The sequence below is a fragment of the Streptomyces sp. P9-2 genome (assembly GCF_051903975.1).
Lineage (GTDB): Bacteria > Actinomycetota > Actinomycetes > Streptomycetales > Streptomycetaceae > Streptomyces > Streptomyces cellulosae.
In genome coordinates this window covers 1,148,292-1,167,505 of sequence record NZ_CP192633.1, presented here as the reverse complement: position 1 = coordinate 1,167,505, position 19,214 = coordinate 1,148,292, and the positions used below count along the sequence as shown (strand labels likewise).

10 protein-coding genes and 1 tRNA gene are annotated in these 19,214 nt (G+C 74.6%); 9 read left to right on the top strand and 2 right to left on the bottom strand.

Features of this window, described 5'->3' with window-relative positions; genetic code table 11:
• The first annotated feature begins 85 nt into the window (after nt 1-85).
• The 7 genes from ACQY0Z_RS05450 to ACQY0Z_RS05420 all read left to right on the top strand — a co-directional run bounded on the left by ACQY0Z_RS05450 (nt 86) and on the right by ACQY0Z_RS05420 (nt 11,907).
• On the top strand, nt 86-1,615 hold the full coding sequence (locus ACQY0Z_RS05450) for a DUF7059 domain-containing protein (protein ID WP_189897487.1): 1,530 nt from the start codon (nt 86-88) through the stop codon (nt 1,613-1,615).
• 417 nt (nt 1,616-2,032) lie between these two features.
• Entirely contained in the window at nt 2,033-2,230 is a 198-nt protein-coding gene (locus ACQY0Z_RS05445) for a hypothetical protein (protein WP_381727759.1), read from the top strand.
• A gap of 245 nt (nt 2,231-2,475) precedes the next feature.
• Nucleotides 2,476-5,319: a type I DNA topoisomerase gene (gene topA, locus ACQY0Z_RS05440; RefSeq protein ID WP_439811905.1), complete on the top strand. Its 2,844-nt coding sequence runs from the start codon at nt 2,476-2,478 to the stop codon at nt 5,317-5,319.
• 157 nt (nt 5,320-5,476) lie between these two features.
• Nucleotides 5,477-8,686, top strand: coding sequence for a dTMP kinase (gene tmk / locus ACQY0Z_RS05435; protein ID WP_439811904.1), 3,210 nt, complete (start codon nt 5,477-5,479; stop codon nt 8,684-8,686).
• A 139-nt stretch (nt 8,687-8,825) separates the two neighbouring features.
• Nucleotides 8,826-10,031, top strand: a complete 1,206-nt coding sequence (locus tag ACQY0Z_RS05430; protein WP_439811903.1) for a DNA polymerase III subunit delta' — start codon at nt 8,826-8,828, stop codon at nt 10,029-10,031.
• A gap of 96 nt (nt 10,032-10,127) precedes the next feature.
• Entirely contained in the window at nt 10,128-11,714 is a 1,587-nt protein-coding gene (locus tag ACQY0Z_RS05425) for an alpha/beta hydrolase (protein WP_381727763.1), read from the top strand.
• A 119-nt stretch (nt 11,715-11,833) separates the two neighbouring features.
• Nucleotides 11,834-11,907, top strand: a tRNA-Thr gene (locus tag ACQY0Z_RS05420).
• Nucleotides 11,908-11,954: 47 nt separating this feature from the next.
• Here ACQY0Z_RS05420 and ACQY0Z_RS05415 read toward each other — a convergent pair.
• Entirely contained in the window at nt 11,955-12,281 is a 327-nt protein-coding gene (locus ACQY0Z_RS05415) for a hypothetical protein (protein WP_189897476.1), read from the bottom strand.
• Between the two features lie 109 nt (nt 12,282-12,390).
• On the opposite strand from ACQY0Z_RS05415, the gene ACQY0Z_RS05410 reads away from it, so the two are divergent.
• Nucleotides 12,391-15,426: an AfsR/SARP family transcriptional regulator gene (locus ACQY0Z_RS05410; RefSeq protein ID WP_439811902.1), complete on the top strand. Its 3,036-nt coding sequence runs from the start codon at nt 12,391-12,393 to the stop codon at nt 15,424-15,426.
• Nucleotides 15,427-15,654: 228 nt separating this feature from the next.
• On the top strand, nt 15,655-17,520 hold the full coding sequence (locus ACQY0Z_RS05405; RefSeq protein WP_189897473.1) for an AfsR/SARP family transcriptional regulator: 1,866 nt from the start codon (nt 15,655-15,657) through the stop codon (nt 17,518-17,520).
• Here ACQY0Z_RS05405 and ACQY0Z_RS05400 read toward each other — a convergent pair.
• Nucleotides 17,502-19,196 carry a bifunctional 3'-5' exonuclease/DNA polymerase gene (locus ACQY0Z_RS05400; RefSeq protein WP_439811901.1) on the bottom strand — a complete coding sequence of 565 codons (1,695 nt, stop codon included), beginning with the start codon at nt 19,194-19,196 and terminating at the stop codon, nt 17,502-17,504. The two genes, ACQY0Z_RS05405 and ACQY0Z_RS05400, sit on opposite strands and share 19 nt — an antisense overlap.
• Between the last annotated feature and the right edge of the window lie 18 nt (nt 19,197-19,214).

Below are 19,214 nucleotides of genomic sequence, written 5' to 3'. Positions count from 1 at the left end.
TGCTCCCGCCCGCCCCGGCGCGACACCGGGAGCTGACGGCGGCTCAACGCACGCGGGTGCGCGCCGGGTGGGGGCGGCGGCCACAATGGGGGGCGTGAGTGACGCCAGCCTGCCGCCCCTGCCCTCGTCCGACCGCACCGACGCCGCCGCCCGGCTGCGGGAGACGCTGCTCGGCGCCTCCTTCACCGCCGACGGACTGCTCGACCTGCTCGGCGCCCCCGCCTACGCGGCGCTGGCCCGCAGCGAGACCGTGCCCGCGCTCCGCGCCACCCGCGGGGACACCCCGCTGGAGCTGCTGGTCCGGCTGTTCCTGCTCCAGCAACCGGTGGCGCGCGCGGGCCTGGAGGGTGTCCTGCCCGTCGACGTGTGCCTGGAGAGCGGCTGGCTCCGCCCGGCCGGCGGGGACACGCTCGCGGCGACCGTGGACGTCCGGCCGTACGGCGGGTCCGACGGCGAGGACTGGTTCGTGGTGTCGGACCTCGGGTGCGCGGTCGGCGGCGCCGGGGGCATCGGCAGCCGGGAGCCGGGCGTGGTCCTCGGCGTCGGCGGCGCGTCCACGACGCTGGCCGGCATCACCGTCCGTACGCCCGTGAGGTCGGCGCTCGACGTCGGCACCGGGTCCGGCATCCAGGCCCTGCACGCGGCCCGGCACGCCACGCGCGTGACCGCCACCGACGTCAACCCGCGCGCCCTGCACATCACGGCGCTCACCCTGGCGCTGTCCGGGGTCCCGGCCGCCGATCTGCGTGAGGGGTCGCTGTTCGCCCCGCTGCGGGACGACGAGACGTACGACCTGATCGTGTCCAACCCGCCGTTCGTGATCTCGCCCGGGGCGCGCCTGACCTACCGCGACGGCGGGATGGGCGGGGACGACCTGTGCCGCACGCTCGTCCAGCAGTCGGGGGAGCGGCTCACCGAGGGCGGGTACGCGCAGTTCCTCGCCAACTGGCAGCACGTGGAGGGGGAGGACTGGCAGGACAGGCTCCGCTCCTGGGTGCCGCGCGGCTGCGACGCGTGGATCGTGCAGCGCGAGGTGCAGGACGTGACGCAGTACGCCGAGCTGTGGCTGCGGGACGCGGGCGACCACCGCGGGGACGAGGCGGAGTACCGGGCGCGCTACGACGCGTGGCTGGACGAGTTCGAGGCGCGCAAGGTCAAGGCGGTCGGCTTCGGCTGGATCACCCTGCGCCGGTCGGACGCGGCCGTGCCGTCGGTCACGGTGGAGGAGTGGCCGCACCCGGTGGAGCAGCCGCTCGGCGACACGGTCCGGGCGCACTTCGAGCGGCTGGACTACCTGCGGTCGCACGACGACGCGGCGCTGCTCGAGGCGCGCTTCGAGCTGGCGCCCGAGGTGGTGCAGGAACAGGTCGGGCTGCCCGGCGCCGAGGACCCGGAGCACGTCGTGCTGCGGTCGAACCGCGGGATGCGCCGGGCGACCAAGGTCGACACCATCGGCGCGGGGTTCGCCGGCGTCTGCGACGGCACGATGACCGCCGGGCGGATCCTGGACGCCATCGCCCAGCTGCTCGGTGAGGACCCCGTGCTGCTGCGCGACCGCACCCCGGCGCAGATTCGGCTGCTGGTGGAGCAGGGGTTTTTGAACCCGGTGGACTGAGGCTCCGAGTTCGGGTGCGGGTGGTCGTGGGTTGCTCGCGCAGTTCCCCGCGCCCCTACAGGGCGCCGCGCCTCAAGGGGCGCGGGGAACTGCGCGACCAGCCCCCACCGCCCCGCGGACGACAACGAACCGCGCCACGGCACGTCACACACGCCCCTCCGGTCACACACGCCACGCTGCCCGGCTCCCGTACGCCCTGTGTCGTGCGCCGCATCTTTCACGCCCATGCCGGCCCCGGCGCCCGGCTGTCCGGAACTCGCGGAAATTTCCGGAAGCGGACCGCGCCTGCCTGCTTCCGGTCTTCCCGCCGCCCTCCCGAGCCGCTCCGTTCACCTCCGGTTCGTCCTCCCGCCGCCCGGGCCTGGCAGCGTCCCCGGCAGTCGGCGCGGGAACGGGCGAGAGGGGGCGCGGGCGACGATGGAGAGCGGGCCTGCGATCTTCACGGGGACGGTGTTCTGCCTGTTCGGTGCCGGTTTGCTGGCCTGGACGGTGTCCCGCGCGCGGCACCGTCGCCCGGTCGCCCTCGGTGTGAACCGCGTCGCATCGGCCACGGTCGCCGGGACCGTCGCGACCGCCTGCCTGGCCCTCGGCGCCTGGTGCCTCACCCGCCTCTGAGGCACGTCGAAACCCGGACGCCCCCGGTAACCGGGGGATTGCGCTCCGCATAAGAGCGGGCGGAGTCTGGACACTCCGGGCGGCAGGAACGGTGGTAGTCGGGTTACCGTTCGAGTGGCCGTTGCGGGCTTTTCCCGTTTGACACGGGGGCGGGATGTACCGTCACACTCCGCAGCGTCACCATGACCCGACCCCGGGGAGAAGCGCCTGGGGAGGCCCGAGCGTCGACGGAGAGAAGAGCGAAGTTGTCCCCGACCAGCGAGACCGCGAACGGCGGCCGCCGACTCGTCATCGTCGAGTCGCCTGCCAAGGCGAAGACGATCAAGGGCTATCTCGGCCCTGGCTACATCGTCGAGGCGAGCGTCGGGCACATTCGCGACCTTCCCAACGGCGCCGCGGAGGTTCCGGAGAAGTACACCGGCGAGGTGCGCCGCCTCGGTGTGGACGTCGAACACGACTTCCAGCCGATCTATGTGGTCAACGCGGACAAGAAGGCGCAGGTCAAGAAGCTCAAGGACCTGCTGAAGGAGTCCGACGAGCTCTTCCTCGCCACCGATGAGGACCGCGAGGGCGAGGCCATCGCGTGGCACCTCCAGGAAGTGCTGAAGCCGAAGATCCCGGTCAAGCGCATGGTGTTCCACGAGATCACCAAGGACGCGATCCGGGAGGCCGTGGCCAACCCGCGCGAGCTCAACCAGAAGCTGGTCGACGCCCAGGAGACCCGCCGCATCCTCGACCGTCTCTACGGCTACGAGGTCTCGCCGGTCCTGTGGAAGAAGGTCATGCCGCGGCTGTCCGCCGGCCGCGTGCAGTCCGTCGCCACCCGGCTCGTCGTCGAGCGGGAGCGCGAGCGCATGGCGTTCCGCTCCGCCGAGTACTGGGACCTGACCGGCACGTTCTCCACCGGCCGCGCCGGTGACCCGAGCGACCCGTCGACGCTGGTCGCGCGGCTGCAGACGGTCGACGGACGCCGGGTCGCGCAGGGCCGCGACTTCGACTCGCTGGGCCGGCTGAAGAGCGCGAACATCCTCCACCTCGACGAGGCGAACGCCCGCGCGCTCGCCGCCGCCCTGGAGGACACGCGGTTCGCGGTCCGCTCGGTCGAGTCCAAGCCGTACCGCCGCTCGCCGTACGCGCCGTTCCGTACGACGACGCTGCAGCAGGAGGCGAGCCGCAAGCTCGGCTTCGGCGCGAAGGCCACGATGCAGATCGCGCAGAAGCTGTACGAGAACGGCTACATCACTTACATGCGTACGGACTCGACGACCCTGAGCGAGACGGCGGTCGCCGCCGCCCGCGCCCAGGTCACGCAGCTGTACGGAGCCGACTACCTGCCGCCGCAGCCCCGCACCTACGCGGGCAAGGTGAAGAACGCGCAGGAGGCGCACGAGGCGATCCGTCCCTCGGGGGACCGTTTCCGCACGCCCGCCGAGACCGGTCTGACCGGCGACCAGTTCAAGCTCTACGAGCTGATCTGGAAGCGGACCGTCGCCTCGCAGATGAAGGACGCGACCGGCAACAGCGTGACGGTGAAGATCGGCGGCGCCGCCGCCGACGGCCGGGACGTCGAGTTCAGCGCGTCCGGCAAGACCATCACCTTCCACGGCTTCCTCAAGGCCTACGTCGAGGGCGCCGACGATCCGAACGCCGAGCTGGACGACCGCGAGCGCCGGCTGCCGCAGGTCGCCGAGGGCGACGCGCTGAGCGCCGAGGAGATCTCGGTCGACGGCCATGCCACCAAGCCCCCGGCCCGCTACACCGAGGCGTCGCTGGTCAAGGAGCTGGAGGAGCGGGAGATCGGCCGCCCGTCGACGTACGCGTCGATCATCGGCACGATCCTCGACCGCGGCTACGTGTTCAAGAAGGGCACGGCCCTGGTGCCGTCGTTCCTCTCCTTCGCCGTGGTCAACCTGCTGGAGAAGCACTTCGGCCGGCTCGTCGACTACGACTTCACCGCGAAGATGGAGGACGACCTCGACCGCATCGCGCGCGGCGAGGCCCGCGCCGTGCCGTGGCTGAAGCGCTTCTACTTCGGCGAGGGCACCGGCAACGGCGGCGCGGCCGAGGCGGGCAACGGCGACGGGGACCACCTCGGCGGTCTGAAGGAGCTGGTGACCGACCTGGGCGCGATCGACGCGCGCGAGGTGTCGTCGTTCCCGGTGGGCAACGGCATCGTGCTGCGGGTCGGGCGCTACGGCCCGTACATCGAGCGCGGCGAGAAGGACACCGAGGAGCACCAGCGCGCCGACATCCCGGAGGACCTGGCGCCCGACGAGCTGACCGTCGAGCTGGCCGAGGAACTGCTCGCCAAGCCGAGCGGCGACTTCGAGCTGGGCACCGACCCGGCGACCGGGCACACGATCGTCGCCAAGGACGGCCGTTACGGCCCGTACGTCACGGAGATCCTGCCCGAGGGCACCCCGAAGACCGGCAAGAACGCGGTCAAGCCGCGCACCGCCTCGCTCTTCAAGTCGATGTCCCTGGACACGGTGACGCTCGACGACGCGCTGAAGCTGATGTCGCTGCCGCGCGTGGTCGGCGTGGACACCGACGGCCAGGAGATCACCGCGCAGAACGGCCGCTACGGCCCGTACCTGAAGAAGGGCACGGACTCGCGGTCGCTGCAGTCGGAGGACCAGATCTTCACCATCACGCTGGAGGAGGCGCAGGCGATCTACGCCCAGCCCAAGCAGCGTGGCCGGGCCGCGGCCAAGCCGCCGCTGAAGGAGCTGGGCACCGACCCGGTCAGCGAGAAGCCGGTCGTGGTGAAGGACGGCCGCTTCGGCCCGTACGTCACCGACGGCGAGACCAACGCGACGCTGCGCTCGGGCGACAGCGTGGAGACGATCACGCCCGAGCGCGGGTTCGAGCTGCTGGCCGAGAAGCGCGCCAAGGGTCCCGCCAAGAAGACGGCGAAGAAGACCGCCAAGAGGACGACGGCCAAGAAGACGACGGCCAAGAAGGCGCCGGCGAAGAAGACGGCGGCCGCCAAGACGACCGCCGCGAAGAAGACCACGGCCGCCAAGAAGACGACGGCGAAGAAGACCGCCGCCAAGAAGACGGCCGCGGCGAACGGCGCGGAGGACTGATCACCGTCCCGCCGGGCACCGGAATCCCCGTCCGCTGACGCGGGTTCCACCGCCCGGCGTTCGGAATGCGAACGTCCCGGTACGGTTCCGTATCGGGGCGTGTGCATGTCAGGCGCGTCGGCCCCGGGGTGTCCCTCCGGGCCGATAGGCTGAACGCATGACGCGAGCCGAGCAGCCCACGGCCTCCCCACCGGCCCCCGACGACGCCCTTGTCGCGGACTCCCGCGAGCGTGCCGTCCGCGCCCTGCTGCGCCGACCGCAGGTGAAACGGCTGTGGAGCGCACAGCTCGTGGGCGGCGTCGGCGACGTCCTCGCCCTCCTCGTGCTGGTGCTCCTCGCCCTCCAGGCGTCGGTCGCCGAGCAGGCGTTCGGCGGCGGGTACCGGGGGGCGGCGTTCGCAGTGGCGACCGTTCTCGGCGTGCGGATCCTCGCGACGCTGCTGTTCGGCGCCGTGCTCCTCGGCCCGCTCACGTCGCTCACCTCGCAGGACGGACCGCTCGACCGCCGCTGGACCATGGTCGGCGCGGACGGGCTGCGCGCCGCCCTGCTGATCGTCGCGCCGCTGTGGATCGACTGGACGCCCGACAACGCCCTGGCGATCCTGCTCGTCACCGCGTTCGTGGCCGGCGTCGCCGAGCGTTTCTGGACGGTGTCCCGCGAGGGCGCCGCGCCCGCGCTGCTGCCCGGGCCTCCGCCCGAGGGCGCCAGCATCCGGCCGCTGCCCGACCACCTGGACGCCCTGCGCCGCCTGTCGCTGCGCACCGGCTTCGTGGCGATACCGCTCGCCGCCCTGACCCTGGTCGCCGCGGCCCTGGCCAACAACCTGCTGGGCACGGGCATCGAGTGGTTCGGCCGGCACCAGGCGGCCCTCGCCTCGTACGTCGCGGCCGGACTGTTCGCCGCGTCGCTGTCCGTCGTCACCTTCCTCGAACTGCCCGGCACCCGCACGCCCCGCCCGCGCTCGCCGCTGGAGGGCCTGCGCCGCCCGCGGCACGCCGCCGGACCCGACAAGGGCCGCACCGGCGTGCTGCCGCTGCTTGTGGTCGCGGGCGCGTCCGTGGCCGGCGCGGTCGCCGCCGCCGTCGCCGTGGCCGTGCTGCACGCCAAGGACCTGGGTGGCGGGCCCGTCCTGTTCGGCCTGATGGTGGGCGCGCTCACCGGTGGCGTGGTCGTCGGCATCCGCACGGCGCCCGCCCTGCTGCCGTCGCTGTCCCGGCGGCGCATGCTCGCCCTCACCCTCGCCTTCACCGGCCTCGCGCTGCTCGCCGCCGGGCTCGTCCCGGACGTCACCAGTGTGCTGCTGATCCTGGCGCTGGCAGGCGCCGGCGCGGGTATGGCCGCCAACATCGCGCACACCCTGCTCGACCAGGAGACCGAGGAGCAGCGCCGCTCCCGGGTCACCGAGCATCTGCACGCGGTGGTCCGCGTGTACGTGGGGCTCGGCGCGGTCGTCGCCCCCGTGATCGCGGCGGCGATCGGCCCGCACCGCCTGGAGAACGGCAAGTTCATCTTCGCCCACGGCGGCGCCGCCTTCACGCTGATGCTCGTCGGCGCGCTGCTGCTGCCGGTCGCCGCGCTGGTGCTGGCCAAGGTCGACGACCGCTCCGGCGTTCCGCTGCGGCAGGACCTGCGGGACGCGCTGCTCGGCGGCGACGACCCAGCCCTCGCGCCCGCGGGCACCGGCTTCTTCATCGCTCTGGAGGGCGGCGACGGCGCCGGCAAGTCCACGCAGGCCGAGGCCCTCGCCGACTGGATCCGCTCCAAGGGCCACGAGGTCGTCCTCACCCGCGAACCCGGGGCGACCCCCGTCGGCAAGCGGCTGCGCTCGATCCTGCTGGACGTCTCCAGCGCCGGCCTCTCGCACCGGGCCGAGGCCCTGCTCTACGCGGCGGACCGCGCGGAGCACGTGGACACCGTCGTACGCCCGGCGCTGGAGCGCGGCGCGGTCGTCATCAGCGACCGCTACATCGACTCCTCCGTCGCCTACCAGGGCGCCGGACGTGACCTGTCGCCGACCGAGATCGCCCGCATCAACCGCTGGGCCACCGCCGGACTCGTACCGAACCTGACGGTGCTGCTCGACGTGTCGCCGGAGACCGCCCGGGAGCGGTTCACCGAGGCGCCGGACCGGCTGGAGTCGGAGCCCGCCGAGTTCCACGCGCGCGTGCGTTCCGGCTTCCTCACCCTCGCCGCCGCCGACCCCGGCCGCTACCTGGTCGTCGACGCGGGCCAGGAGCCGGAGGCCGTCACCACGGTGATCCGGCACCGGCTCGACCGCGTCCTGCCGCTGTCCGAGGCCGAGATCGCCGCCCGCGAGGAGGCGCGCCGCAAGGCCGAGGAGGAGGCGCGCCGCAAGGCGGAGGAGGAGGCGGCCCGCAAGGCCGAGGAGGAGCGCCTGGAGCGCGAGCGCCAGGAGCAGCTCGCCAAGCTGCGCGCCGAGGAGGAGGAGCGCAAGCGGCGCGAGCTGGAGGAGGCGCAGCGGCGCGAGGCCGAGCGTCAGGCAGAGGAGGCCCGGCAGCGTGCCGAGGAGGCCCGCCGCCGCGCCGAGGAGGAGCGTCAGCGGCTGCTCGCCGAGGAGAAGGCGCGCGCCGAGGAGGAGGCGCGCCGCAAGGCCGAGGAGGAGCGCCGCCGCAAGCAGGCGGAGGAAGAGGCGCGGCTGCGTGCCGAGGCCGAGGCGCAGCGTCTGGAGAAGCAGCGCAAGGCCGAGGAGGCCCTGCTGCGCGCCGAGCAGGCCCGGCAGCTCGCCGAGCGCGCGGCGGCCGCGGCGGAGGCGGGGCCGCGGGCGACGGGGACGCCGTCCGCGCCTGCCGCGGGCCCGAAGGCCGCGGGCCGGGACGCCACGCGTCAGGACGCCGACGAGGCGATCACCGTGCCGACGCCGGTGGTCACGCCGACCAACGCGACCGGCGGCCCGGTGGACGAGACGGCCGTCCTGCCGCGCGTACGGGACGAGGACGCCGCGCGCGACGCGGACCGCCCCGCTCCGGCCGACGCCGAGGTGACGACCGAGCTGCCCCGCCCGCAGGTGTCGGGCGAGGCCGACGAGACGGCGGTCCTGCCTTCCGTCCCGCCGGGCGCGGCGGACGAGACGGCGGTCCTGCCTCCCGTCCCGCCGGGCGCGGCCGACGAGACGGCGGTCCTGCCGCCGGTGCGGGAGGGCGAGCCCGGTCCCGAGGGCCAGGACGACCGTACGCGTGAGCTGCCGCAGGTCGACGCCGAGAGCGCCCCGCGCCGCCGGGAGCGTCCCGACTGGGCGGAGGAGACCCCGCTGGACGACCTGCCGTCGCTGGCCGACGAACTGCTCGGCCCGCACGAGGACGACCACGGCGACGACGAGGGCCGCGGCGGCGGACGGTGGCGGCGCTGAGGCGTGGCTCTGTGGTGCCGGGCGTGCCTTCGGGCGCGCCCGGCACCGCTGTGTCCGGGACCGACGGGTCAGGGGTGTCGGTGCGGACCCGCACAATGGATCCGGCACAGCACGACGCGACGGAAGGGCGGGCTGACCCATGACCGTGTGGGACGACCTGGTCGGGCAGGAGCGGGTGAGCGAGCAGCTCGCCGCCGCCGCCCGGGACGCCGACGCGTTCGTCACCGCCGCGGCGAGCGACGAACCCCCGCCCGAGGCGTCGCGCATGACGCACGCGTGGCTGTTCACGGGCCCGCCCGGCGCCGGCCGCAACCAGGCGGCGCGCGCCTTCGCCGCCGCCCTGCAGTGCGTCAGCCCCGACCGTGCCCTCGGCGGCGCCCCCGGCTGCGGCTTCTGCGACGGCTGCCACACCGCGCTCGTCGGCACCCACGCCGACGTCTCCACGGTGGCCGCCGTCGGCGCGGAGATCCTGGTCAAGGACATGCGCGACACGGTCCGCAAGTCGTTCACGGCACCGGCGAACGGCCGCTGGCAGGTGATCCTCGTCGAGGACGCCGAGCGGCTCAACGAGAAGTCCGCCAACGCCGTCCTCAAGGCCGTCGAGGAGCCCGCCCCGCGCACGGTGTGGCTGCTGTGCGCCCCGTCCGTCGAGGACGTCCTGCCGACGATCCGCTCCCGCTGCCGCCACCTCGTCCTGAGCACGCCGTCGGTGGACGCCGTCGCCGACATGCTCGTCCGCCGCGAGGGCATCGAGCCGGACGTCGCCGCCTCGGTCGCCCGCGCCACCCAGGGCCACGTCGACCGGGCGCGCCGCCTGGCCACCGACCCGGACGCGCGCGCCCGCCGCGCCGCCGTGCTGAAGCTGCCGCTGCGCGTCGAGGACGTCGGCGGCGCGCTGAGGGCCGCCCAGGAGCTGGTCGACGCGGCCGCCGAGGACGCCAAGCAGCTCGCCGAGGAGGTGGACGGCAAGGAGACCGAGGACCTGAAGGCGGCGCTGGGCGCGGCCCAGGGCGGCCGGCTCCCGCGCGGCACGGCGGGCGTGGTCAAGGACCTGGAGGACATGCAGAAGCGGCGCAGGACGCGCACCCAGCGCGACAGCCTCAACGTCGCCCTCGCCGACCTCACCAGCTTCTACCGCGACGTCCTCGCCCTGCAGCTCGGCTCCCGTATCGCGCTCGCCAACACGGACGCCGAGGACGCGCTGGAGCGGCTGGCCCGCGGCAGTACGCCCGAGTCGACGCTGCGCCGCATCGAGGCGATCGCGGCGTGCGGGGAGGCGCTGGACCGGAACGTGGCGCCGCTGCTGGCGGTGGAGGCGATGACGATGGCGCTGAGGGCTGGCTGAGCGAAGCGGTCTCCAGGTTCTTGCCGGCCGTAACTCGTCCGGGGCACGGCGAGCACGGAGCGCGTCCGTGTGCTCGCTCACCGTTACGCTCCCGGTATGCACACACGGCGCACCCCACGCAGGACCCGTACCGCAGCAGCCCTGTTCACAGCGGCCGCGTTGTTGCTGGCGGGCTGTTCCTCCGGGACCTCGACGAGCACGGCCAGTTCGCCGGTGGCGGGAGCGGCCGCCGCCCTCGCCCCGCTGCCAGGCTCGACGCCCGCGGCCCTCGCCGAGTACTACGAACAGAAACCGGCGTGGCGCGACTGCGGGGTCCCCGGCTTCCAGTGCGCCACGGTCAAGGCCCCGCTCGACTACGCCGCACCGTCCGCCGGGGACGTCCGCCTCGCCGTCGCCCGCAAGAAGGCCACCGGACCCGGCAAGCGGCTGGGCTCCCTGCTGGTCAACCCGGGCGGCCCCGGCGGCTCGGCGGTCGACTACCTCCAGATGTACGCGGGCATCGGCTACCCCGAAGAGGTGCGCGCCCGCTACGACATGGTGGCCGTCGACCCGCGCGGCGTCGCCCGCAGCGAGCCCGTCGAGTGCCTGAACGGGCGCGCGATGGACGCGTACACGCGCACGGACACCACGCCGGACGACGAGAAGGAGACCGAGGCGCTCGTCTCGGCGTACCGGACGTTCGCCGAGGGGTGCGGCGCGAAGGCGCCGAAGCTGCTGCGCCATGTGTCGACCGTCGAGACGGCCCGGGACATGGACGTCGTGCGGGCGGCGCTCGGCGACGAGAAGCTGACGTACGTCGGGGCGTCGTACGGCACGCTGCTGGGCGCGACGTACGCGGGGCTGTTCCCGGAGCGGACGGGGCGGCTGGTGCTGGACGGGGCGATGGACCCGTCGCTGAGCGCGCGCCGACTCAATCTGGAGCAGACGGAGGGCTTCGCCACGGCGTTCACGGCGTTCGCGAAGGACTGCGCGCGGCGGAGCGACTGCCCGCTGGGCGGCAAGGGCACGTCGCCGGAGAAGGCCGGCGGGAACCTGAAGAAGTTCTTCGAGAAGCTCGACGCCCGCCCGCTGCCCGCCGGCGACGCCGACGGCCGCGAACTGACCGAGTCGCTGGCGACGATGGGCGTGATCGCGGCGATGTACGACGAGGCGTCCTGGCAGCGGCTGCGCGAGGCGCTGACGAGCGCGATGAAGGAGAACGACGGCGCGGGCCTGCTCGTCCTCTCCGACAGCTACTACGAGCGGGACGCGGGCGGCGCGTACAGCAACCTGATGTCCGCCAACGCGGCCGTGAACTGCCTCGACCTGCCGCCCGCCTTCGAGACGCCGGAGCAGGTACGGGAGGCGCTGCCCGACTTCGAGAAGGCGTCCCCGGTGTTCGGCGAGGGCCTCGCCTGGGCGTCGCTGAACTGCGCGTACTGGCCGGTGCGGGCCACGGGCGAGGCGCAGCGGATCGAGGCGAAGGGCGCGGCGCCGATCGTGGTAGTGGGCACCACCCGCGACCCGGCGACGCCGTACGGCTGGGCGAAGGCCCTGGCCGGTCAGCTCTCCTCGGCCCGCCTCCTCACCTACGACGGCGACGGCCACACGGCGTACGGCCGCGGCAGCGCCTGCGTCGACGCGGCGATCAACACGTACCTGCTGAAGGGCACCCCTCCGGCGGACGGAAAGCGCTGCTCGTAGCGGGTCCGGCCACCCCCGGAGGCGACGGCCCCGCCCCGCCTCCGGGGGCGGTACGAAGCACCCCCGGAAACTGTGTAGACTTACCGACGTCGCTGATCGCACCATGGTGCGCAGGACACGCCGCCTTAGCTCAGATGGCCAGAGCAACGCACTCGTAATGCGTAGGTCTCGGGTTCGAATCCCGAAGGCGGCTCTCTCTGAAAGGTCCAGCTCATTCCTCATGAGCTGGACCTTTTTCGTTCAGTACGCGTCCGCTGCCGGTCCGGCCGGGAGGCGTTCCGCGCGGAGGAGTGCCCGGGCCGTCCTCAGGATCTCGGCGTCCTCGCCCGCACCGCACGCGTCCAGCACGCGCAGCAGTCGCGTCCCCCATACGTCCGGGTCCGACGCATGCGCGTCGAGGACGCGGACGCCGTAGGGGCCGGCCGTGGTGTCGGGGGACGCCAGGCGGCGGCGGACCGCCTGCCTCAGCGCGTCGTGGAGGTCGTGGACGGTACCGCGGGCCGGGCCCGTCAGGGCGGCCGCCGCCCCGGTCGTCAGCGCGGTGGCCACCAGTTCCGCTCCGGTCAACGTGGGTCCCCCTCGGATGTGCGGGTTGTGCGCCTTCGCACGGCCACTGTGTCCGCGAGTGCTGCAATGCTGATGAACTGGCGATGAAGTGCGGGAGCGGAGGCTCGGGTTGGGCGGGAATTCTCAGCGGCTGCGCATCGAGGTGCTCGGCCCGCTGCGGGCCTGGCGGGACGGGGAGCCTCTGGCCCTGGGGCCCGTCAGACGGCAGACCGTGCTGGCCGCCCTGCTGCTCCGCGAGGGCGCCGTGGTCAGCCACGAGCACCTGCTCGACGGCGTCTGGGGAGCCGACCCGCCCGCGTCCGGCACCAAGGTGCTGGCCAGCCACGTCAATCCGCTGCGCAGGACGCTCGACCGGGCCGGGACCCGCCACACGGAGTCGGTGATCCGCAGCGGGAAGGGCTGGTACCGCTTCGTCCTCGACGACGTCCGCCTTGATCTGACCGACCTCGCCGAGGTGGGGGACCGGGCGCTGCGAACCAAGGCGAGCGGTGATCTGGCTGGAGGAGCCGGGCAGTTGACCGACGCCCTTGCGCTGTTCCAGGGCGAGCCGCTCGCCCACCTCTCCGGGCCGTTCGCCGCGGCCGAGCGGGAACGGCTCCTCGAGCGGCGGCGCACCCTGCGGCTCGCCCGGCTCTCCTGCCTGGTCGATCTCGGACGGTACGGCGACGCCCTGGACGACCTGGCCCGCCTGCCCGGGTCCGACCGGTACGACGAGTCGATGCTGGCCCTGCGCATGCGCGCCCTCTACGGCTGCGAACGCCAGGCGGAGGCCCTCCACGCCTACGAGGACATGCGCCGGCGTCTCGCCGACGAGCTGGGCGTCGACCCCGGGGAGGAACTGCGGCGTGTGTACGAGGCCGTGCTGCGTCAGGACGACGGCACGCTTCTCGGCTCCACAGCCGACCGTCAGGTCGTCGTCCCGCAACCGCTCGCACCTCGGCGCCCCGTCCATCAGCTGCCGGGCGACACCGGGCAACTGGTGGGGCGAGAGGAGGAGTTGGCCGTCCTGACCGGCCCGGCCCCCGACGACGCCGTCTCCGTCGTCGCCGTCGACGGTCCCGCCGGGGTCGGCAAGACCGCCCTCGTCGTGCGGGCGGCCCACCGCATCCGCGACCGCTACCCCGACGGGTGCCTCTTCGTGGACCTGCACGCTCACAGCCGCGAACGCGGCCGGCCCGCTCCGGAACGCGTGCTGCGGCGGCTGCTGCGCTCCCTCGGCGCGGACGGCAGCGAGGTGCCGGACGACCTCGACGACCTCATCACCGCCTGGCGGGCCGTCACCAGCTCGCTGCGTCTGCTGCTCGTCCTCGACGACGCCGCCGACACCCGGCAGATCCGGCCGCTGCTGCCCGCAGGACCCGGCAGCAGGGTGATCGTCACCGGCCGGCGGCGGCTCGCGGGCCTGGACGCCGACCGCCGGGTCACCCTGGAGACCCTCGGTCCCGGCGAGGCGGCCTCCCTGCTGCGGCACATCGTCGGCCGGGAGCGCACGGACCAGGAACCGGAGGCGACCCGGGAACTGGTCCGGCTGTGCGCCGGGCTGCCGCTGGCGCTGCGCATCGCGGGTACGCGCCTGCAGACCCGGCCCGCCTGGACGCTGGCCTACCTGGTGGAGCGGATGGCGGACGACGAGGGGCGCCTTGGCGAACTCAGCGCGGGCGACCGCAGCGTGGAGGCGGCGTTCCGGCTGTCGTACGACCAGCTGCCGCCGGAGCAGCGGCGGGGGTTCCGGACGCTGGGGCTGGCGCCGACCGTGGAGTTCGACGTGCGCACCCCCGCGGCGATGCTCGGCCGGTCCGCCCGGGACGCCGAGCGGATCCTGGAGAGCCTGGTCGACACGAGCCTGTTGCAGCAGCCGCGGCCGGGGCGTTACCGGCTGCACGACCTGGTGCGGGTCCACGCGCGCCGACTGGCCGAGGCCGCGCCCGGCGAGGCGGGACCGGCACGTGAGGCGGCGCTGCGTCTCTACCTGGACGCGGCCCGCGTGGCCAGCGACTGGGGCGCCGGCGGCTATCCCACCGGGCCCGGGCCGTCCGGGACGTCGTTCACCGGCTGGCGGGAGGCCGCGGTGTGGCTGGACGAGGCCGGCGGGGAGTTGGTCGACGTCATCGCGCACGCTGTGGCGTCCGGCGAGACCGACCACGCCTGCTGGATCGCGGAGGCCCTGACGGACCACTTCGTCGGCCGCGCCCGCCTCCACGAGTGCCAGGCGGCCCTCGAGACCGCGCTGCCGTACGCCGACACGGCGTCGGACCGGCGGATGGCGCCCGCGCTGCACAACTGCCTCGGCTACACGCTCACCCACCGGGCGCGCTTCCCCGAGGCCTGCCGTCATCTGCGGACCGCGCTCGTCCTCGGCCGTGAGCGCGGGGAGCCGCACGAGGAGGGGCGGGCCCTCGTCGGACTCGGGGCGATGACCGGGCTCGGGGCGATGACCGGGCTCGGGGCGACGGTCGGGCTCGGGGCGACGGTCGGGCCCGGGGCGACCGCCGGGCCGGGAGCCTTGGGGCCGGACGCCGGCCAGGTCGAGGGAGGGGTGTCCGTGCTCGTCGCGGGGCGGGAGCTCGCCGAGCGGTACGAGGACCACTGGCTCGTCGCCATGGCCTCCTTCGCCCTCGGGTTCGTCCGCCACCGCCAGGGCCGGGACGAGGAGGCGCTGGCCTGCTTCCGGGACGCCCACACCCGCGGCCGGGCCATCGGCCGGCCGCGGGCCCTGAGCAGGGCGCTGACCTCGAACCTCGATCTGCACCTCTACCTCGACCCGTCGGCGGCCAGGGTCCTGTTCCGCCGGGTGGCCGACCTGATCCAGCGGACCGGTGACGTCCTCCTCCACACCCTCACGCTGGCGCGGCTCGGCACGGCGGAGCACAACGCGGGGAACCTGGACGCGGCGGCCGAGGTGTTCCGGCGCGCCCTCGCGCAGCACGGGACACCGGGTCCGCTCGACGACCCCGACCACGACCGGCGCGAGATGGACCTGCGGTGCCGGCTGGGCCGTGCCTACCGGGCGGCGGGGCGTACCGCGGAGGCCCGGGAGCAGTTCCGCGTCGCGCTGTCCGTGCCGGGCGCCGACCGGTACCCGAAGGAGCACAAGCAGGCGGTCCAGGGGCTCGCCGCCACGGAGGAGCCGGTGCGGACCGGCTGACCGGTGCGGAAGAAGGGGCCGAAAAGAACGAGGCCCCGGTCGTTCACCTCTGGCGACCGGGTCCTCGTGAAGCGGATCGGCCGGCGGCGACACTCCCCCGAGTTGCGCGTTCTACGCGCGCACCCCCGAGCCGGATCCGATGTAGTGATCACATCAAACCTTGCCAACGGGCGGCTAACATAAGGCCAATGGATTCCCCCTCGGTCACCCGGAAGGCAGTGGTGCGGCGTGACACGGCGCGGCCTCCGCTTCGGACTGCTGGGGACGCCCGTTCTCTACGGCGGTGAGCCGATCGCCGGCGAGCCCCCTGGTCACACCCCCTGCACCCGCAACGGCGCCCCCGTCCTCCCCGTCACCAGCCCCAAACTCCGCACCCTCCTCGCCGTCCTCCTCCTCGACGCCGGCCGGGTCGTCTCCGTCGACGCCCTGAAGGACGCCCTGTGGGGCGGGGCGCCGCCCGTCTCCGCGCTGCCCTCCCTGCACAACCACGTCGCCCGCCTGCGCCGCCTCCTCGGCGAGCCCGGCCGGCTCGTCACCGCGCCCACCGGGTACGTCCTCCGCGTCGACGACGGCGAACTCGACGTCCAGGTCTTCGACGCCCACGTCTCCGCCGCCCGTGCCGCCCGCGCCGAGGGCGACTGGGAGCGCGTGCGCCGCGAGTGCCGGGCCGCCCTCGGACTGTGGCGGGGGAGTCCGCTCGGCGGGCTCGCCCCCGAGGTGGGCGGGTACGCCCTCGTGCGCCGCCTGGAGGAGGCGCGGCTGCTGCTCCACGAGTGGCGCTACGACGCCGAACTCGCCCTCGGCGACGACGGACTGGCCGACCTCGTGCCCGAGCTGTCCGCCCTCGCCGCCGAGCATCCGCTGCGGGAGGCCTATCACCGTCAGCTCATGCTGGCCCTGCACCGCACCGGCCGCCAGGCCGAGGCACTCGTCGTCCACCGTGATCTGCGCGCCCGCCTCGCCGACGAACTCGGCGTGGAGCCGGGGCAGCCCGTGCGCGAGGCCCATGTGGAGGTGCTGCGGGGGAGCGGGACGCGGGACGGCGCCTCCCGGTGGGTGCGGCCCGCTCAACTTCCGCCCGCCCCCGCGCACTTCGTCGGGCGTGCCGACGTACGGGAGGCCGTCGCCCGGGCGCTCTCCGGGACGGACGCGGCCGGGGCCGTCGTCGTCAGCGGGACGGCCGGCGTCGGCAAGAGCGCCCTCGCGCTGCAGGTCGCGCACGGCCTGGAGGAACGTTTCAGCGGAGGCCAGCTCTACCTCGACCTGCGTGCCACGGAGCCGGGTGCACAGCCTCTGACCAGTGAAGAGGCCCTGGCCTCACTCCTCCGCGACCTCGGCGTCTGCTCCGGCGACGTCCCCGAACACCCCGACGCCGCCGCCGCGTTGCTGCGGTCCCTGCTCGCCCCCACCCGCACCCTGCTCGTGCTGGACGACGCCGCGAGCGCCGCCCAGGTACGTCCGCTGCTGCCCGCCGGGCCCGGGTGCGGCGTCCTCGTCACCAGCCGGTCGGCCCTCACCGCCCTCGACGGCGCCGCCCGCTTCCCCCTCCGGCCGCTCAGCGACGAGGAGAGCGCCGCCCTGCTGCGTACCGCGTCCGGGAGGGACGGGATCACCGCCCGGCACCCGCTGGTCGCCCTTTCCGGCCGGCTCCCCCTCGCGCTGCGCGTCGTCGCGGCCCGCCTGGCCGCCCGCCGGGCCCTCACCCCGGACGCGCTCGCCGCCCAGCTCGCCGGCGCCGACAGCCGGCTGGACCTCCTCGACTACGACGACCTCGGCGTACGCCGCTCCCTGGACGCCGCCTTCGACGCGCTCACCGTCTCCGAGCGCCGCACCGACCAGGACGCCGCCCTCGTCCTGCGCCTCATCGGCGCCCTCGACCAGCCCGCGTACGACGCCCCGTCGCTGGCCCGGCTCACCGGCGTCGACGAGGCGCGGGCCGAGGCGGCGCTGGAGCGGCTGGCCGACGTGGCCCTGCTGGAGGAGACCGCGTACGGGCGCTTCGAGCCGTACGACCTCGTGCGGGACTACGCCCGGGAACGGGCGGCGGAGCCCTGCGCGCACTCCGCGTCGGGGTGTCACTTCGCGTCGGCGTAGCACTCGACCACCGCCGTGGTGAACGGGAACCGCACCGGCGTCCGACCGAACGCGATCCGCCCCGCCTGCTCGGCGGCCTCGCGGATCGCCGCCGTCACCGCCTCCGTCTCCTCCTCGGGGCAGTGCACGATCACCTCGTCGTGCTGGAAGAAGACGAGCTCCGCCGCCATGTCCGTGAGCGCCTGACGGAGCCCGGCGAGCAGCAGCAGCGCCCAGTCGGCCGCGCTGCCCTGCACCACGAAGTTGCGGGCGAAGCGGCCCCGGGCGCGGGCGTCGGTCGAGGCGTAGCCGGGGGTCCACGCGCGGGCCGCCTCCGAGTCCGGCTCGTCCGCCGCCACCGGGATGCCCGCCTCCTCCGCCGCGTCGTCCGTCGTCCGCGCGGCCGGCGGGCAGGTGCGGCCCAGCCAGGTGCGGACCAGCCGGCCCTCCTCGCCCGCGCGCGCCGCCTCGTCCACGTACGCCACGGCCTTGGGGAAGCGGCGGCGCAGCGCGGCGAGGTTCTTCAGGCCGTCGCCGGAGGTCTGCCCGTACACCGCGCCGAGCACGGCGATCTTGGCGCGGTCGCGGTCGCCGGAGAAGGCGCGCTCGGACACCGCCTGGTAGAGGTCGCTCTCCCGGCCGGCCACCTCCATCAGCCCCGGGTCGCGGGAGATGGCGGCCAGCACGCGCGGCTCCATCTGGTCGGCGTCGGCGACGACGAGCCGCCAGCCCGGGTCGGCGACCGCCGCGCGGCGGATCACCTTGGGGATCTGCAGGGCGCCTCCGCCGTGGGTGACCCAGCGGCCGGTCACGGTGCCGCCCGCGAGGAACTCGGGGCGGAAGCGGCCGTCGCCCACCCAGTCCTGCAGCCAGGACCAGCCGTGCGCGACCCAGATCCGGTACAGCTTCTTGTACTCGAGCAGCGGCTTCACCGCCGGGTGGTCCACCGACCGCAGCTCCCAGCGGCGGGTCGAGGTCACCTTGATCCCGGCCTGCGCGAACGCCTTGATCACGTCGGCGGGCAGGTCGGGCCGGACCCGGCGGCCGAAGGCGGCCGACACCTCCTCCGCCAGCTCGGCCAGCCGGCGCGGCTCGCCGCCGCCCGCGTACCGCTCGCCCAGCAGGTCGTCCAGCAGCGCGCGGTGCACGTCCGCGCGCCAGGGCAGCCCCGCGCGGTTCATCTCGGCGGCGATCAGCATGCCCGCCGACTCGGCCGCGGTCAGCAGCCGCATCCGGTCGGGGTGCGCGGTGGCGTCGGTGCGCCGCTGCTGCTCGGCGTAGACCGCGAGCAGATCCTCCAGCGGCAGCGGGGCCGCCTGCGGGTCGAACAGCGACGACTGCGCGCCCGGCTCCGCCTGCCGCTGCGGCGGGTCGGGCGGCACGGGCCCGCCGCGCAGCCGGGCCAGCGCGGCCGCGGCCGACCGCGGCTCTCCGTACCGTCCCTCGTGGCCGAGGAGCAGGGTCTCGGCGGCCTCGACGTCGTACGCCCGCTCCACTCGCACCCCCGTGGCGAGCAGGCGCGGGTAGACCTCGGCCGTGGACCGCCACACCCACCGGGCGACGCCCGGACGGCTCCGTACGGCCTCGGCGAGGTCCGCCTCGCGCCGCACCGGGCCGGAGGGCAGCCCGTCCGCGCCGAGGGGGGCGACGTCCACGCCGCCGTCCTCGGCCGGAGCGAGCGCCCACCTGCCGGACATGTACGCGAGTGTCGCAGG

Bases quoted from the DNA above. Each gene is read 5' to 3' on its own strand.
- ACQY0Z_RS05445 (WP_381727759.1), top strand. From the start codon at position 2,033: ATGGAGAGCGGGCCTGCGATCTTCACGGGGACGGTGTTCTGCCTGTTC.
- ACQY0Z_RS05400 (WP_439811901.1), bottom strand. From the start codon at position 19,196: ATGTCCGGCAGGTGGGCGCTCGCTCCGGCCGAGGACGGCGGCGTGGAC.
- tmk (WP_439811904.1), top strand. From the start codon at position 5,477: ATGACGCGAGCCGAGCAGCCCACGGCCTCCCCACCGGCCCCCGACGAC.
- ACQY0Z_RS05425 (WP_381727763.1), top strand. From the start codon at position 10,128: ATGCACACACGGCGCACCCCACGCAGGACCCGTACCGCAGCAGCCCTG.
- ACQY0Z_RS05450 (WP_189897487.1), top strand. From the start codon at position 86: ATGGGGGGCGTGAGTGACGCCAGCCTGCCGCCCCTGCCCTCGTCCGAC.
- ACQY0Z_RS05430 (WP_439811903.1), top strand. From the start codon at position 8,826: ATGACCGTGTGGGACGACCTGGTCGGGCAGGAGCGGGTGAGCGAGCAG.